Below are 14,609 nucleotides of genomic sequence, written 5' to 3' on the forward strand. Positions count from 1 at the left end.
ATATGGACTATGGTGATGATCTCTTCGCGTATGACTCGCTGGTTAACCCTGTTTGCGCTGGCAGCCACCGTTGCGGTTGCGCTTCCCGCTCGCGCAAATACCTGGCCCCTTCCTCCGTCCGGCAGCAAGGTGGTGGGGGAAAACCGCTTTCATGTGGTTGAAAATAATGGCGGTTCGCTGGAAGCCATTGCCAAAAAATATAACGTTGGTTTTCTGGCCCTGCTGCAGGCGAACCCTGGCGTCGACCCCTACGTCCCGCGCGCGGGCAGCGTATTGACTATCCCGTTACAGACTATCCTGCCGGACGCTCCGCGTGTGGGGATCGTCATAAATCTGGCGGAGCTGCGTCTGTACTATTACCCGCCGGGTAAAAATGAGGTGACCGTCTACCCGATTGGTATTGGTCAGCTGGGCGGCGACACCCTGACGCCGACGATGGTCACCACCGTCTCGGATAAACGCGCGAATCCAACCTGGACACCAACGGCCAATATTCGTGCCCGGTATAAAGCTCAGGGCATCGATCTTCCAGCCGTGGTGCCAGCAGGCCCGGATAACCCGATGGGTCACCACGCGATCCGTCTGGCGGCCTACGGCGGCGTTTACCTGCTGCACGGCACGAATGCGGACTTTGGCATCGGCATGCGCGTCAGCTCCGGCTGCATTCGTCTGCGCGATGACGATATCAAAACGCTGTTTAACGTCGTTACGCCGGGTACGAAAGTCAATATTATCAATACGCCGATCAAGGTTTCTGAGGAGCCGGGCGGCGTGCGGCTGGTTGAAATTCATCAGCCGCTATCGAAAAACATTGGCGATGACCCGCAGACGCTGCCCATTAACCTGAATGCCGCGATGGTAAGCTTTAAAACGAATGCGAATACCAACAGCGAGGTGATGGAGCGCGCAATGGAGGCCCGCTCAGGCATGCCGACCGACGTCACCCGGCATCACGATGTCATCCAGCAATCGATGTAAATCATAAATAAAAAAACGCCCTGCTAAGCAGGGCGTTTTTTATTGCAGTGGCATAAATGAGGGTTTATGCCCGGCTTATTTGTAGATGACGGCGGTGCCGTGCAGGGTGTTAGGACCGGTCACAGAGGTGATGCGGTAAGATTTTGCACCCATCTCTTGCGCTTTTTGCGCCAGCTGATCTTCCAGTGAACCCAGGTTAGTCCCGGCAGAGGCAGAGATCGTCCCGACTTTATGCTGATCGGCCGGGGTGGACTGTACCTGTACAGCCGCAAAGCTTGCGAAAGAGAGTGAACTCAGGACAGTAGCAGCGATGAGGGTTTTTACGTTTTTCATGATGTTTACCTTTAGCAGATGAATTTGGAGGTCGTTAGCTATTTAGTTAACGATCGATAGGTAAATCATAAATGTGATCCATCTCACACGTCAACATAATTTTATAATGGTCGTTAACTTAATTTTAAAGTCGTTATTTTTCATACTCATATGATTAATTTATTTTTAAGCATTCAGCGCTGGTGGTGACTTGCGTTTATTTTTATAATGGTCATTCAACAAACCAACAGAGGACCAACGGCACATGACAACCGACGTCACGAGTTGTGCAAAGAAAAGCCGTGGCCGACCAAAAGTGTTTGACAGGGATGCAGCGCTTGATAAGGCCATGACTCTCTTCTGGCAACATGGGTATGAAGCAACCTCGCTTTCCGTTCTGGTAGAAGCCACCGGCGCCAAAGCGCCGACGCTCTATGCCGAATTTACCAATAAAGAGGGGCTGTTCAGGGCAGTGCTGGACAGATACATTTCGCGCTTTGCGGCGAAACACGAAGCCCAGCTGTTTTGTGAAGAGAAAAGCGTCGAACAGGCGCTTCGGGATTACTTCACCGCCGTCGCGACCTGCTTTACCAGTAAGGACACGCCTGCGGGCTGTTTTATGATTAACACCTCTGCCACCCTGGCGGCGTCCTCGAAAGAGATTGCCAATACGGTGAAATCGCGTCATGCCATGCAGGAGGAGACGCTGAGCGCCTTTCTGGCTCAGCGGCAGCAGCGCGGTGAAATCCCTGCACAGTGCAACCCTCAGCTGCTGGCGCAATACCTGAGCTGTATTTTGCAGGGGATGTCGATCAGCGCCCGTGAAGGGGCAACGCTGGAAAAACTGCAGAATATTAGCGACACCACGCTGCGGCTGTGGCCTGAGCTCCTCAAAATCTGAAGCAAAAAAAAAGCTCCTCAGCCTGAGCGCATGAGGAGCTAAATTCAGAGAACATCTTTTTTACACTTTGTTATTCAGAACCAGCTGGCCATTTCCATCGAGTGGAATTTGCGTGCCCGGATCTTTATCCATGCGGATTTTGCCCTGCTGATCGCCAATTTTGTACGTCACGTCATAACCCAGCATTTTTTCCGACTTGTCGTAGACGGTTTTGCAGCGTTGCTGAGTCGTGGTGTAGGTATCGTTATCCTGCATCGCGCCCTGCACCTGGTTACCGGCATAGCCGCCACCCAGCGCGCCGACCACGGTCGCTACATCTTTACCCCGGCCGCCGCCAAACTGGTGACCAATCACGCCACCCGCTACCGCACCCAGAACAGAACCGGCGATACGGTTTTCATCCTGCACCGGACGACGATGCGTCACGGAGACGTTACGGCACTCCTGACGAGGCGTTTTTACCGTTTCTTTAATCGGTGTAGCAGAAACCACCTGCGCATACTGCGGGCCGCGGTCTAATACGTTGAGACTGGCAACGGCAGCCACACCTAACGCAGCCGCGACGCCAATCCCTATACCCGCCAACATTGATTTATTCACGGGACTTCCTCCTTTGTTGCTATTGGTAACAATTTTGCAATGGAGGCACGGCTTCGCCAATCAGATAAAGGATCAAAAAAGGGGCATAGCGAGGAGATATATTCTATTTAGGAGAACTCTTAAGCAGTCAAACTGTGATCTACAGCATGAAATGCTAAAAACTCCCTCCGGAGAGCCCGGAGGGAGTGAAAGATTAGTGCAGCTTCAGACGCGGACGGATCACGCGGTTGATTCTGCCCACCAGCATCATCAGCCCGGTTTTGAAGTAGCCGTGCAGCGCAATCTGGTGCATACGGTACAGGGAGATGTACACGAAGCGGGCAATGCGCCCTTCTACCATCATCGAGCCGCGCATCAGGTTGCCCATCAGGCTGCCGACGGTTGAGAAGTTTGACAGAGACACCAGAGAACCGTGGTCTTTGTAAACATAGGCCTTCATTGGCTTGCCTTTGTACTGCGCCAGAATGTTGTGCAGGACCAGGCTTGCCATCTGGTGTGCAGCCTGGGCGCGCGGCGGCACGAATCCACCTTCAGGACGGGCGCAGGAGGCGCAGTCACCGATAGCAAAGATTTCAGGGTCACGCGTGGTTTGCAGCGTTGGCTCCGTGACCAGCTGATTAATGCGGTTGGTTTCCAGGCCGCCGATATCTTTCATAAAGTCAGGCGCTTTGATACCTGCCGCCCAGACCATCAGATCCGCTTTGATATACTCGCCGTCTTTGGTGTGCAGGCCGCCTTCGTCGGCGCTGGTCACCATGGTCTGCGTCAGCACCCGCACGCCCAGCTTGGTGAGTTCATTGTGCGCCGCACCGGAAATACGCGGAGGCAGCGCAGGCAGAATGCGTTCACCGGCTTCGACCAGCGTGACGTTCAGCGCTTCGTTCGTTAACCCTTTGTAACCGTAGCTGTGCAGCTGCTTCACCGCATTGTGCAGCTCAGCGGACAGCTCAACGCCCGTCGCACCGCCGCCGACAATGGCGATATTGACCTTACCGTTCGCACCCATATTGCTGGTGTACTTCAGGAACAGGTTCAGCATTTCCTGATGGAAACGACGCGCCTGGTGCGGGTTATCGAGGAAGATACAGTGCTCTTTCACGCCCGGCGTGTTGAAGTCGTTGGAGGTACTGCCCAGCGCCATGACCAGGGTGTCGTACGGCAGCTTGCGCTCAGGAACCAACAGCTCCCCTTTTTCATCACGCAGTTCTGCCAGAGTGATGGTTTTGCTTTCACGGTTGATGTCCACCACCGAGCCCAGCTGGAACTGGAAATGATGGTTGCGCGCGTGTGCCAGATAGCTGAGCGCGTCCACGCCCTCATCCAGAGAGCCGGTCGCCACTTCGTGCAGCAGCGGTTTCCACAGGTGGCTGTGGTTACGATCCACCAGCGTGATTTTGGCTTTTTTACCGCGCCCCAGCTTCTTACCCAACTGTGTCGCCAGCTCCAGCCCGCCAGCACCACCGCCTACAATCACTATCTTTTTCAATGGCGTAGTCAACGTGACCCCCTCAAATTATTAACCAATTGTTAATTAAAAGTTATAAAAATAACCCTTAATTAACAACAGGTTACAGCACTGAAACCATTCAGGTGCATTGAGAATACCACGTCAGGCGCATTGGTCATACCAAAATTGATATGCATCAAGTTTTGATGGCTTAAAAGTAGACAATTCTGGACAAAAAGAAACCCGGTGCGCGTTTGCGACCGGGTTTCTGAAGTGGCAGGCTGTAGTTTAGCCCAGCGTTTTAAAGGCTTTGATGCGCTGCAGATGCGGGGAGATATTCTTAAACTTGTGGGTCTGTTCTTCGTCCCAGACAATTTCATAGTAATGATGCAGCAGTTCTGCAGCCCGGTGGCTGTTGAGCGCCTCATCGTTACGCGACAGGATCACCAGGCAGCGGTCACGGTTTTTCTCCCGAAAATTGCTGACGCACTTGGTCGCAATATCGACATACTCTTCCGGGCGGTCGATTTTGCCTTCCATGTTTTCGTTCGGGAAAAGGTTGGGATTGAATACGACCTGGCGGATGTCGCACAGGAAGCCAATCCGCTCTGCCCAGTAGCCGCCCAGCCCCACGCCGCAAATCAACGGCCGATCGTCGACGTTGAGCTGCAACATCTTGTCCACCTCTTTGAGCAGGTGCTGCATATCATGCTTCGGATGGCGCGTGCTGTAGCTGATCAACCGGACATCCGGATCGATAAACTGCAGCTGCAGCACCTTCTCATGATTACCAGGGCTATTTGAGTCAAAACCGTGTAAATAGATGATCATCGTCTTCTCACCACGCTACGCCTTCCGGGAGGGTTTACAGGCTGGCTTTATGTGCCTGCCAGCGCTCATTCAGGTCTTCAAGCCGGGCGTTGACCGTCTTCCAGCGCGCCGAATCCATCAGCTCCTGACGGCTAAATGAACCTTTATGATACAATTGTGTAACACGCTCTGCATTGATCGGCGACAGGTTATCCAGCACGCTAACGGCACCTTTACGATTATTGCAGACCAGGATCATATCGCAACCTGCATCCAGCGACGCCTGACCGCGTTCAGCGTAGCTGCCCATAATCGCCGCCCCTTCCATCGATAGATCGTCAGAGAAAATCACGCCATTGAAGCCCAGCTCCTGACGCAGAACGGTTTTCAGCCAGTGCGGAGAGCCGCTGGCAGGACGTGGGTCAACGTCGCTGTAAATCACGTGCGCAGGCATGATGGCATCCAGCTTGTTGTCGGTGATAAGCGACCTGAACACCGACATATCTTTGGCGCGAATTTCCGCTTCCGGGCGCGGATCGCGCGGGGTCTCTTTATGCGAGTCCGCCGTTACCGCCCCGTGGCCAGGGAAGTGTTTCCCGGTGGTTTTCATCCCGGCATCGTGCATGCCGTCAATGAAGCGGGTCGCCATGGCCAGCGCAATGCGCGGATCGTCATGGTACGAGCGCTCGCCAATGGCGGCGCTGATATGCCCCACGTCCAGAACCGGGGCAAAACTGATGTCGATATCCATGGCAATCATTTCACTGGCCATCAGCCAGCCGGCCTCCTGCGCCAGTTTCCCGCCCTCTTCCGTGCCGAGCAGCGCGGCAAAAGACTGGGCCGCCGGCAGGCGGGTAAACCCTTCGCGAAAACGCTGCACGCGTCCGCCTTCCTGATCGACGGCGACCACCAGATGATTGCGCGACGCGGCGCGGATCTGGCGCACCAGCTCGCGCAGCTGCGCCGGATCGTGATAGTTGCGGGTAAACAGGATCAGGCCCCCCACCAGCGGATGCGCCAGAATTTCACGCTCCTCCGCATCCAGTTCAAACCCTTCTACATCCAACATGACTGGACCCACATCCACCTCTCTTATCCTTTCGTTTATAACTGACGCCAGGCATCGTCTGCCAGCGCAATAAAATGTTTGTCTCTTGACTGCTGATAGCGCATTTCAAACCAGCCAGCCATTAACATGACGACCCATGGCCGCCAGCGTTTGACCTGACGCCTGAGCGCGTCGGCGTCAATGTGCGCCACCTCGGCGTAGTTCCTGATAAGCGTCTGCCGCGCGTCGTCACTCTCCGTCCAGACTGCCGCCAGCTCCAGCGCCACATCGCCATCTCCGGCGTATTCCCAGTCGATGAGCCTGATGCCCTCTGCCGTATGCACAATATTTCCGGCATGAACATCCATGTGCAGCGGCGATAGCCGAATCGGCTGCGGCTCGCCTGCTTTACGCAACCGCTTGAGATGTGCCAGCCACACTGGAGTGCGTCTGTCTGGCGCGGCCTGCTGCCAGTAGCGTTCAAGCAGCGGGTATAGCGTGATTCGCCATCCCAGACGTGGCTGCCGGTGCAGATGATACAGCATTGCCGCGAGCGCCGGCGTGTCCGGCAGCGCGCTTTTCACGTCACCGTCCAGATAGTCGACGGCCATCCAGCTCTCTCTGAAAAAACGGGGTGCAGGCACGAGATCTGACGGAAGACGCCTCAGGGCGCGAAACTGACGACGGAAATGGGAGGCAGGCGCATAGGGGTCGTGATGTTGCCGCAAGACCAGGCGTCGTTCCCCCTGCGCTATAATGCAACTCGCGCCGCCAAGCCCGGAGTGGGCCTGCGGCGCGATAAGGCGGTACTGAGGAAAATAGCGCGTCAGAATCTCTTCACGCGTGCTGTCATTGTTGCGTAACCGCACCTTTACCTGACCAGATAATTTCGCCTGTCTGAACCAGCATCAGCTGCATCTGCAGGGCCGGTGTATTCACGTTACCGGTGGCGTTAGAGTACAGCACATACTGTGCGCCAACGTTACGGGCAATGCCGATCGCCTTGCTGCGTGTGCCGAGGCTATCCTGTGGCGACAGGCCAAGCTGCTGTTTGGCTACCGCGAGCTGCTGGGCGGAGACCAGCGTAAACTTACCGTTGTTTGCCAGCGCATTGCGCAGGGTTTCTGTCGCTTCGCCCGCGTTCAGCGAACCGTTGGTACGGTTGTTTACGCTATCAACCAGCAACACGCTACCTGCCGTCACGCCCTGTGCCTGCAGCATTTTGCCGACCATGGGCTGCATTGCGCCGTTCCAGTCGTAATGGCGCACGCGCGGCGTGGGCTGCGACGTCTGGTCCGGATGCTCGATCGGGCCTGGCTGTGCCGGTATAGACGGCACAGACGGCACGGTTGGCTGCGGCTGCGTTGGCTGTGTCGGCTGTTCAGTGCCCGGTTTCGCCTCTTCCACAGGCGCTGGCTGTTCAGTTCGGGTCACACACCCCGCCAGGAACAGCGCGAAAGCTGTCACGAGCGCATAGCGGCTCAAGTTTTTAATCAAGGTTCACCCCTTAGAGATAAAGATAAAGTCTCACCTTATGCGCACCCAGATAGTTGGCGCTGCCATAGAGCGTTACCGACGATCTGGCCGGAATGGTGACGCTGCGCGGCGCCTCCAGCGGATGCATTTCAAGACCTCTTACGTCATACCAGAAAAAACGGTAGTGGACCGTCACGGGTTCATGTCTTTCATTAAAGAGCGTAGAGGAGGCAGAGGAATTGATTTCACTGATGGTCAGCACGGGTTGTTGCGCCGTGATGCCCGCGGCAAGCACGGAGGATTCCATCACCAGCGTCTGTTCATCGTTCACGGGGATCGCCGGGCGCGAGCTGCACCCCACAATCATCATCGTCAATACCAGCGCTGCAATACGCCCTTTACGCATATCAAAGACCTTTATGTGCCAGCATCGGCCCCAGAGGACGTCCACCCAGCAGATGCATGTGAATATGATAAACTTCCTGACCACCATGACGGTTGCAGTTCATGATCAGACGGTAACCGTCTTCTGCAATGCCTTCTTGTTCAGCGATTTTCGCGGCCACCGTCAGCATACGACCTAACGCCACTTCATGCTCGGTTTTTACGTCGTTTACGGTCGGAATCAGAATATTGGGAATGATAAGGACGTGCGTCGGGGCCTGAGGGGAAATATCCCGGAAAGCCGTTACCAGTTCATCCTGATAGACGATATCCGACGGGATTTCGCGACGGATAATTTTACTGAAAATCGTTTCTTCAGCCATGACCTTTTCCTTTTTTGTTTAATCTGGCGCGAGCAATTGCTGTTAACACACGCTCTGGTTGAGTGCGTGACACAATTCAAGAGTATGAGCGAGTTTCTCCTGTCCTTTCAACCTCCTCCCTCGATTTCTTTCCTGAATGTTCATCAGCTGAACGAAGAGTGACCGTTAAAGCGTGCTGCTGCATTTTTTTAAGACAGAAATAAAAAAGGCAGCCATTCGGCTGCCTTAGTCTCCCCAGGTCACAGCTTAGTTGTTGCGGATGTATTCATCCATTTCGGTTTTCAGGTTATCGGATTTCGTACCGAAAATTGCCTGTACACCAGAACCTGCAACAACCACGCCCGCTGCGCCCAGTTTTTTCAGACCCGGCTGGTCTACTTTCGCGACGTCGGCAACGCTCACACGCAGACGAGTGATACACGCGTCCAGGTTAGTGATGTTCTCTTTACCGCCGAACGCGGCAACCAGTGCCGGAGCCATTTCGCTGGTCGCGCCAGCTTTGCTGTCTTCTGTCGCATCTTCACGGCCTGGGGTTTTCAGGTCCAGTGCTTTAATCAGCACGCGGAAGATGGTGTAGTAAACAACGGCGTAGCACGCACCCACGATTGGGAACAGCCACAGTTTGCTGCTGTTACCGGACAGAACGATGAAGTCGATCAGACCATGAGAGAAGGACGTACCGTCACGCATACCCAGCAGAATACAGATTGGGAACGCCAGGCCCGCCAGAATCGCGTGGATAACGTACAGGATCGGCGCAACGAACATGAAGGAGAACTCGATCGGCTCGGTGATACCGGTCAGGAACGAGGTCAGCGCTGCGGAGATCATGATACCGCCCACTTTTGCACGGTTCTCTGGCTTAGCAGAGTGCCAGATAGCAATCGCCGCTGCTGGCAGACCGTACATTTTGAACAGGAAGCCACCAGACAGTTTACCTGCAGTTGGGTCACCCGCCATGTAACGTGGGATATCGCCGTGGAATACCTGGCCTGCTGCGTTGGTGAATTCACCAATCTGCATCTGGAATGGAACGTTCCAGATGTGGTGCAGACCGAATGGCACCAGGCAACGCTCGATGAAGCCGTAGATACCAAACGCCACAACCGGGTTCTGGTAAGCAGCCCACTGAGAGAAGGTCTGGATAGCGGAGCCGATTGGTGGCCAGATGAAGGACAGGATCACGCCAGTGAAAATCGCTGCCAGACCAGAGATGATCGGAACGAAACGCTTGCCCGCGAAGAAGCCCAGGTACTCAGGCAGCTTGATGCGATAGAAGCGGTTGAACATGTACGCTGCAATCGCACCGGAAATGATACCGCCCAGAACACCGGTGTCCGCCAGGTGTTTCGCGGCGATCTCTTCTGCCGGTAAATGCAGAACCAGCGGCGCAACCACAGCCATGGTTTTCACCATGATGCCGTAAGCAACCACTGCAGCCAGCGCAGATACGCCGTCGTTATTGGTGAAGCCCAGAGCCACACCGATCGCGAAGATCAGTGGCATGTTAGCAAAGACAGAACCGCCTGCTTCGGCCATCACATGGGACACTACGGCTGGCAGCCAGCTGAAGTTAGCAGAACCGACACCCAGCAGGATACCTGCGATAGGCAGTACGGATACTGGCAGCATCAGCGATTTACCGACCTTTTGCAGGTTAGCAAATGCATTCTTAAACATAATTGAGAGTGCTCCTGAGTATTTGTGCTTTTTTTACGCTTTCACGCATTGGCCCGGGGGGAGTACCGTGCCGTGGACAGGACATCTAAGCGCCCTTTATTTATTACACAGAGTAAAATAATTCCCTCTGAGTTTGTTTGACGGCTATCACGTTTCAGCTTAAGGCGGTCGAAAAACTTTCAGTTATTTACAAAAAGCATGTCCGGATGTGTCTAAAAACACCCTCACCGCCCCAAATGAGGCGGTGAACTTTACTCGTTTTATTTATTAATTACGAGCCTAAAAAAAACAGGTGTATCAGACAGATTGCAGGCGGGCGGGGTCAATATGGAACAGCGTTGAGAAGTTTTCCGTGGTCACGCGGGCCAGCTCTTCGATGCTGACGCCCTTCAGTACGGCCATGTACTCAGCCACGTCTCGCGTCATCGCCGGTTGGTTCTCTTTACCGCGATGCGGAACCGGGGCCAGATACGGAGAGTCTGTCTCCACCAGAATGCGATCGAGCGGAACATAACGCGCGGCATCCCGGAGCTGCTCAGCGTTACGGAACGTCACGATCCCGGAAAACGAAATATAAAACCCTAAATCAAGCAGTTTACCCGCCGTTTCTCTGTCTTCTGTGAAACAGTGTAGTACGCCACCGCAATCCGTCACGTTTTCTTCCCGAAGGATCGCCAGGGTATCGGCACGCGCATCACGGGTATGCACAATGACCGGCTTGTTCAGTTCGCGGCCAATGCGGATATGATGGCGGAAGGACTCCTGCTGCCGCGGTTTCGTTTCCGGCGTGTAAAAATAGTCCAGGCCGGTCTCCCCCATCGCCACCACGCCCTCTTCTGCTGCCAGTCGGCGCAGTTCCTCAACGTCATACGCCTCGTCCTGATTCAGCGGATGCACGCCGCAGGAGAACACCACGTTGTCGCGAACGCCCACCAGCTCACGCATGGTGCGATAACCCGGCAGCGTCGTCGCCACCGCAAGGCAGAATTTCACATCGCGGGCAGCGGCTTTTTCCAGCACGTCATCCACGTTTTTATGCAGGGATTGATAATCCAGGCCATCAAGATGGCAGTGTGAGTCGACTAAAAACATAATGTCTCTCTCAGAGATGGGAAACTGGCGGTGTGACGCCGGGTTGCAGGTAATGTTCAATGCGCAGTAACTGGTCGGTCAGTAAAAGCTCGCGATTAAGTCCCGTCACGGTTAAAAGCTGTTCGCGGCTCTGGCAAACTTCATGAAGCATCGCATGAAGAATCGCGCCGGAGAGGCGGTTCGCCAGCGTACTCACCAGTGGCCACGCGTCAGGGTTAGTCAGCAGCGTTGCCCCTTGCTGAATTTTAAGGGCATCCAGCAGCAACGCGGCCAGCCAGTGCAGACGCTCAACGGCACTATCGCTGTTAAGTGTCGGGAGTAAGCTTAGCCAGTCGTTGTTATTCAGCGCCGCTTCAACGGCCCGGCAGAGCGCTTCTCGCTGTGACCAGACGTCAGGTTGCAGCAAGGCCAGCGCCGCCGCGGGCGCGCCGCTACTCAGGCGCAAGGCGGACAGCGCACTTTCAGGTGACGTTGTCACCTCTCGCTCCAGCCAGCTCAGCGCCCATGATTCCTGAGGCACCGCAAGGTGATGAAGACGGCAGCGGCTGCGCAACGTCGCCAGCAATCGTCCCGGATCGCGGCACGAGAGGAAAAACCACGTTTTTTCCGGCGGCTCTTCAAGAGTCTTAAGCAGGGCGTTAGCCGCCGCCTCGGTCAGCAGGGTGGCGTCTTTGAGCAAGACGACCTTAGCGCCACCCAGACGCGCATGTTCGTACAATTTTTCACTAACTTCACGCACGGCATCAATACCCAGCGCGCTCTTGCCCTTCTCAGGCTCAAGGGTGTAGTAGTCAGGATGTGTGCCCGCCTGCATCAGCTGGCAGCCGCGGCACTTACCACAGCTTTTGTGCCCTTCCGGCTGCTGGCACATCAGAAAACGGGTGAGGGCATAAATTAGCGCCTCATCCCCCATCCCTGGCAATGCCTGAATCAGTAACGCATGATGCCCCCGCCCCGCCTGATAGCTGCCGATCAGCTGCTCAAAGTGCGGACGCAACCATGGATACCATTTCATGCCTGCTGCTCCTGTACCCACTGCGTAACGGTCTGCTGGATGTTGTGCGTGACGTCATCCAGCGACTGCGTCGCATCGATGGTACGAATAGCGCTATCCTGTGCCGCCAGCTCAAGATAGCGCGCACGGGTGCGGTTAAAGAAATCAAAGGACTCTTGTTCAATGCGGTCCAGCTCGCCGCGCGCGCGGGCGCGTTTGAGGCCCACTTCCGGCGTAACATCCAGATAGAGCGTCAGGTCGGGGCGAAAATCACCCAGTACGGCATCGCGCAGCGTTGCCAGCATCGTCTGGTCAATACCGCGTCCCCCGCCCTGGTAGGCCTGAGTCGACAGATCGTGGCGATCGCCGATCACCCATTTACCCTCGGCCAACGCGGGTTTGATCACCGTCTCAACCAGCTGTACGCGCGCCGCGTAGAACATCAACACTTCGGCTTTGTCAGTGATAACTTCGTCGCCAACGGATTTAATATCCAGCACCAGGCTGCGCAGTTTCTCCGCAAGTTGCGTACCGCCCGGCTCGCGGGTGAAGACCATGTCGGCGACGCCAAGCGATTTCAGCGTGTCCACCACTACGTTGCGGGCAGTGGTTTTACCCGCTCCTTCGAGTCCCTCAATGACAATGTATTTACTGCGCATTTTTTTCCTTAAGTGCCTTCAGATAGTCCTGAACAGAGCGATTGTGGCTGGCAAGGTTGGTGTTAAAGGTATGCCCCCCTTTTCCATCAGCCACAAAATAGAGATACGGTGTTTTCGCCGGGTGCGCGGCGGCTTTGAGAGAAGCCTCGCTCGGCGTGGCAATCGGGCCAGGCGGTAAACCGCTAATCACGTAGGTATTATACGCCGTTGGCGTTTCCAGATCTTTTCTGGAAATCTTGCCCGTATAGTTCTCTCCCATGCCGTAGATGACGGTAGGGTCGGTTTGCAGGCGCATACCAATGCGCAGACGATTGATAAATACTGACGCCACCCGATCGCGTTCAGCAGCAACGGCGGTCTCTTTCTCGATAATCGAGGCCATGGTAACAAACTGATTTTGATCTTTATAAGGTAAACCATCCATTCGCCCTTCCCAGGCGGCGTCCACGGCGGCGACCATTTTTTTGTGTGCCCGCTTCAGGATCGCCACATCGGTCGTGCCTGCGGTGTACATCCAGGTATCCGGCCAGAACCAGCCCTCTACCCACTCGGGATGCTCAAACTTGAGCACGTCGGCCACCGTCTGGTAGCTGTCGTCCTTCAGGGTATGTTTGATATACGGCGCATCGCGCAGCTGTTTGAGGTAATCGCTCAGGCGCATACCTTCGACAAAACGCAGCGGGAACTGGGCTTCTTTACCGCTTTCCAGGAGTTGCAGCATCTCTCTGACTGTCATGCCGGGCGTAAAGCGGTAGGTACCAGCCTTGAAGTGAGATAGGTCAGACTCAATACGCAATAACCACTGGAACACACGAGGACGGTTAATGATTTTATCCCCGTAAAGCTGCTCGCCCAGCGCCATCCGCCCGGTACCGGCTTTCAGGGTAAAAATCGTCTCGTCTTTAATCAAGATTTTACTGTTCGCCAGCTGGCGGACTTTCCATACTCCCGCTCCGCCAGCAATGCCCAGCGCAATAATAAGGAGAAGGACAAAACGCAACATTTTCTTCATGACTATCTGGTTTGCTCACATATCGGGGCTAAAAACTGGAACAGCTCGCGCGAAGACCAGCGCTGTTGGTCATACGCACGGACGGCGAAAACAGGCATCAACGCATTGCAGATCACAACTTCATCGGCGGACAGCAGCGCCTCTTCCTTCGCGTTTACTTCGACAACGCGAAAGCCTGCATGTGCCAGCTGTTGCAAACAAAACTGGCGCATGATGCCGTTAACGCCAGCCTGCGCCAGCGAAGGGGTGAAGACCTCACGGCCCTTCCGCCAGAGTAAATTAGCCGCACAGCATTCCGTAATGAACCCTTCGCTGTCAAGGACTAGCGCCTCATCGGCGTCCGTCTGTTCAAGATGAGTACGAATAAGCACCTGTTCAAGGCGGTTAAGATGTTTTAGTCCGGCAAGCATCGGGTTTCGCCCCAGCCGCACCGGGCTCAGCGTCAACGTCACGCCCTCTTCACGCCAGCGCGCATAGTGAGCAGGATAAGCTGAAACAGAGAGAATACGTGTTGGATGCTGACAGGCGGCACCGCTGTACCCCCGCCCACCGCTGCCTCGGCTAATGATAACCTTTAAGACACCGCTGGTTTTACCTGACGCCAGCTGACGCATCTCATGTTCAAGAATTTCCCACTGCGTAAAAGGGATCAGTAACGTCTGGCAGGCGTCTTGTAAACGGCGGAGGTGTGCATCAAGCAAGCACACGTCACCTTCCAGAATACGCGCAGTCGTAAAGCAGCCATCGCCAAACTGCGTCGCCCTGTCGCTTGCCGGCAGCGTGTCTTGCTCAAGGCCATTAATTAAAAACATGGTGGCTCCTTATGCGTGGGC

Annotated in this window: 17 protein-coding genes; 2 read left to right on the forward strand and 15 right to left on the reverse strand. The window is 55.1% G+C overall.

Annotation, left to right across the window (positions count from 1 at the left end; translation table 11 throughout):
- The first annotated feature begins 12 nt into the window (after window positions 1-12).
- Window positions 13-978, forward strand: a complete 966-nt coding sequence (locus ACHH0Z_RS03025; RefSeq protein WP_045406822.1) for a L,D-transpeptidase family protein — start codon at window positions 13-15, stop codon at window positions 976-978.
- A gap of 75 nt (window positions 979-1,053) precedes the next feature.
- Here ACHH0Z_RS03025 and bhsA read toward each other — a convergent pair whose 3' ends face one another.
- Complete coding sequence (gene bhsA, locus ACHH0Z_RS03030) at window positions 1,054-1,311, reverse strand: multiple stress resistance protein BhsA (protein ID WP_045406614.1); 258 nt, start codon at window positions 1,309-1,311, stop codon at window positions 1,054-1,056.
- A 244-nt stretch (window positions 1,312-1,555) separates the two neighbouring features.
- On the opposite strand from bhsA, the gene ACHH0Z_RS03035 reads away from it, so the two are divergent.
- Window positions 1,556-2,191: a TetR/AcrR family transcriptional regulator gene (locus ACHH0Z_RS03035; protein ID WP_395149492.1), complete on the forward strand. Its 636-nt coding sequence runs from the start codon at window positions 1,556-1,558 to the stop codon at window positions 2,189-2,191.
- A gap of 60 nt (window positions 2,192-2,251) precedes the next feature.
- On the opposite strand, the gene ACHH0Z_RS03040 is transcribed toward ACHH0Z_RS03035, so the two are convergent.
- The 14 genes from ACHH0Z_RS03040 to pabC form a co-directional block, all read right to left on the reverse strand.
- On the reverse strand, window positions 2,252-2,791 hold the full coding sequence (locus ACHH0Z_RS03040; RefSeq protein WP_008500779.1) for a glycine zipper 2TM domain-containing protein: 540 nt from the start codon (window positions 2,789-2,791) through the stop codon (window positions 2,252-2,254).
- Window positions 2,792-2,984: 193 nt separating this feature from the next.
- Window positions 2,985-4,289 carry an NAD(P)/FAD-dependent oxidoreductase gene (locus tag ACHH0Z_RS03045; protein ID WP_008500780.1) on the reverse strand — a complete coding sequence of 435 codons (1,305 nt, stop codon included), beginning with the start codon at window positions 4,287-4,289 and terminating at the stop codon, window positions 2,985-2,987.
- 237 nt (window positions 4,290-4,526) lie between these two features.
- A complete protein-coding gene (gene ycfP, locus ACHH0Z_RS03050; protein ID WP_008500781.1) occupies window positions 4,527-5,069 on the reverse strand; it encodes an alpha/beta hydrolase YcfP in 543 nt (180 codons plus the stop codon).
- A gap of 34 nt (window positions 5,070-5,103) precedes the next feature.
- The gene (gene nagZ, locus ACHH0Z_RS03055; RefSeq protein WP_032655375.1) at window positions 5,104-6,129 is read right to left on the reverse strand and encodes a beta-N-acetylhexosaminidase; all 1,026 of its coding nucleotides are present in this window, start codon (window positions 6,127-6,129) and stop codon (window positions 5,104-5,106) included.
- A 23-nt stretch (window positions 6,130-6,152) separates the two neighbouring features.
- Complete coding sequence (gene thiK / locus ACHH0Z_RS03060) at window positions 6,153-6,965, reverse strand: thiamine kinase (protein WP_045406615.1); 813 nt, start codon at window positions 6,963-6,965, stop codon at window positions 6,153-6,155.
- Window positions 6,946-7,593 carry a penicillin-binding protein activator LpoB gene (gene lpoB / locus ACHH0Z_RS03065; RefSeq protein WP_045326975.1) on the reverse strand — a complete coding sequence of 216 codons (648 nt, stop codon included), beginning with the start codon at window positions 7,591-7,593 and terminating at the stop codon, window positions 6,946-6,948. Before lpoB ends, thiK begins: the two co-directional genes overlap by 20 nt.
- A 10-nt stretch (window positions 7,594-7,603) precedes the next feature.
- Complete coding sequence (locus ACHH0Z_RS03070; RefSeq protein ID WP_008500785.1) at window positions 7,604-7,978, reverse strand: YcfL family protein; 375 nt, start codon at window positions 7,976-7,978, stop codon at window positions 7,604-7,606.
- Between the two features lies 1 nt (window position 7,979).
- Window positions 7,980-8,339, reverse strand: coding sequence for a purine nucleoside phosphoramidase (gene hinT, locus ACHH0Z_RS03075; protein ID WP_008500786.1), 360 nt, complete (start codon window positions 8,337-8,339; stop codon window positions 7,980-7,982).
- A 246-nt stretch (window positions 8,340-8,585) separates the two neighbouring features.
- Window positions 8,586-10,019, reverse strand: coding sequence for a PTS glucose transporter subunit IIBC (gene ptsG, locus ACHH0Z_RS03080; protein ID WP_008500788.1), 1,434 nt, complete (start codon window positions 10,017-10,019; stop codon window positions 8,586-8,588).
- 297 nt (window positions 10,020-10,316) lie between these two features.
- Window positions 10,317-11,111 (reverse strand): metal-dependent hydrolase, encoded by a 795-nt coding sequence (locus tag ACHH0Z_RS03085; RefSeq protein WP_008500789.1) that lies wholly within the window; start codon window positions 11,109-11,111, stop codon window positions 10,317-10,319.
- Window positions 11,112-11,121: 10 nt separating this feature from the next.
- Entirely contained in the window at window positions 11,122-12,126 is a 1,005-nt protein-coding gene (gene holB / locus ACHH0Z_RS03090) for a DNA polymerase III subunit delta' (protein WP_008500790.1), read from the reverse strand.
- The gene (gene tmk, locus ACHH0Z_RS03095) at window positions 12,123-12,764 is read right to left on the reverse strand and encodes a dTMP kinase (RefSeq protein WP_008500791.1); all 642 of its coding nucleotides are present in this window, start codon (window positions 12,762-12,764) and stop codon (window positions 12,123-12,125) included. Before tmk ends, holB begins: the two co-directional genes overlap by 4 nt.
- Window positions 12,754-13,776, reverse strand: a complete 1,023-nt coding sequence (yceG, locus tag ACHH0Z_RS03100; RefSeq protein ID WP_045406617.1) for a cell division protein YceG — start codon at window positions 13,774-13,776, stop codon at window positions 12,754-12,756. Before yceG ends, tmk begins: the two co-directional genes overlap by 11 nt.
- 2 nt (window positions 13,777-13,778) lie before the next feature.
- Window positions 13,779-14,588 carry an aminodeoxychorismate lyase gene (pabC, locus tag ACHH0Z_RS03105; protein WP_045406619.1) on the reverse strand — a complete coding sequence of 270 codons (810 nt, stop codon included), beginning with the start codon at window positions 14,586-14,588 and terminating at the stop codon, window positions 13,779-13,781.
- Window positions 14,589-14,609 lie beyond the last annotated feature (21 nt).

It is taken from the genome of Enterobacter cloacae complex sp. 2024EL-00227, from assembly GCF_043945315.1.
Lineage (GTDB): Bacteria > Pseudomonadota > Gammaproteobacteria > Enterobacterales > Enterobacteriaceae > Enterobacter > Enterobacter roggenkampii.

Excerpts from the sequence above, each read along its gene's own strand:
- bhsA (WP_045406614.1), bottom strand. The coding sequence starts at position 1,311 with ATGAAAAACGTAAAAACCCTCATCGCTGCTACTGTCCTGAGTTCACTC.
- ACHH0Z_RS03035 (WP_395149492.1), top strand. The coding sequence starts at position 1,556 with ATGACAACCGACGTCACGAGTTGTGCAAAGAAAAGCCGTGGCCGACCA.
- ycfP (WP_008500781.1), bottom strand. The coding sequence starts at position 5,069 with ATGATCATCTATTTACACGGTTTTGACTCAAATAGCCCTGGTAATCAT.
- ACHH0Z_RS03070 (WP_008500785.1), bottom strand. The coding sequence starts at position 7,978 with ATGCGTAAAGGGCGTATTGCAGCGCTGGTATTGACGATGATGATTGTG.
- hinT (WP_008500786.1), bottom strand. The coding sequence starts at position 8,339 with ATGGCTGAAGAAACGATTTTCAGTAAAATTATCCGTCGCGAAATCCCG.
- ptsG (WP_008500788.1), bottom strand. The coding sequence starts at position 10,019 with ATGTTTAAGAATGCATTTGCTAACCTGCAAAAGGTCGGTAAATCGCTG.
- ACHH0Z_RS03085 (WP_008500789.1), bottom strand. The coding sequence starts at position 11,111 with ATGTTTTTAGTCGACTCACACTGCCATCTTGATGGCCTGGATTATCAA.
- holB (WP_008500790.1), bottom strand. The coding sequence starts at position 12,126 with ATGAAATGGTATCCATGGTTGCGTCCGCACTTTGAGCAGCTGATCGGC.
- tmk (WP_008500791.1), bottom strand. The coding sequence starts at position 12,764 with ATGCGCAGTAAATACATTGTCATTGAGGGACTCGAAGGAGCGGGTAAA.
- yceG (WP_045406617.1), bottom strand. The coding sequence starts at position 13,776 with ATGAAGAAAATGTTGCGTTTTGTCCTTCTCCTTATTATTGCGCTGGGC.
- pabC (WP_045406619.1), bottom strand. The coding sequence starts at position 14,588 with ATGTTTTTAATTAATGGCCTTGAGCAAGACACGCTGCCGGCAAGCGAC.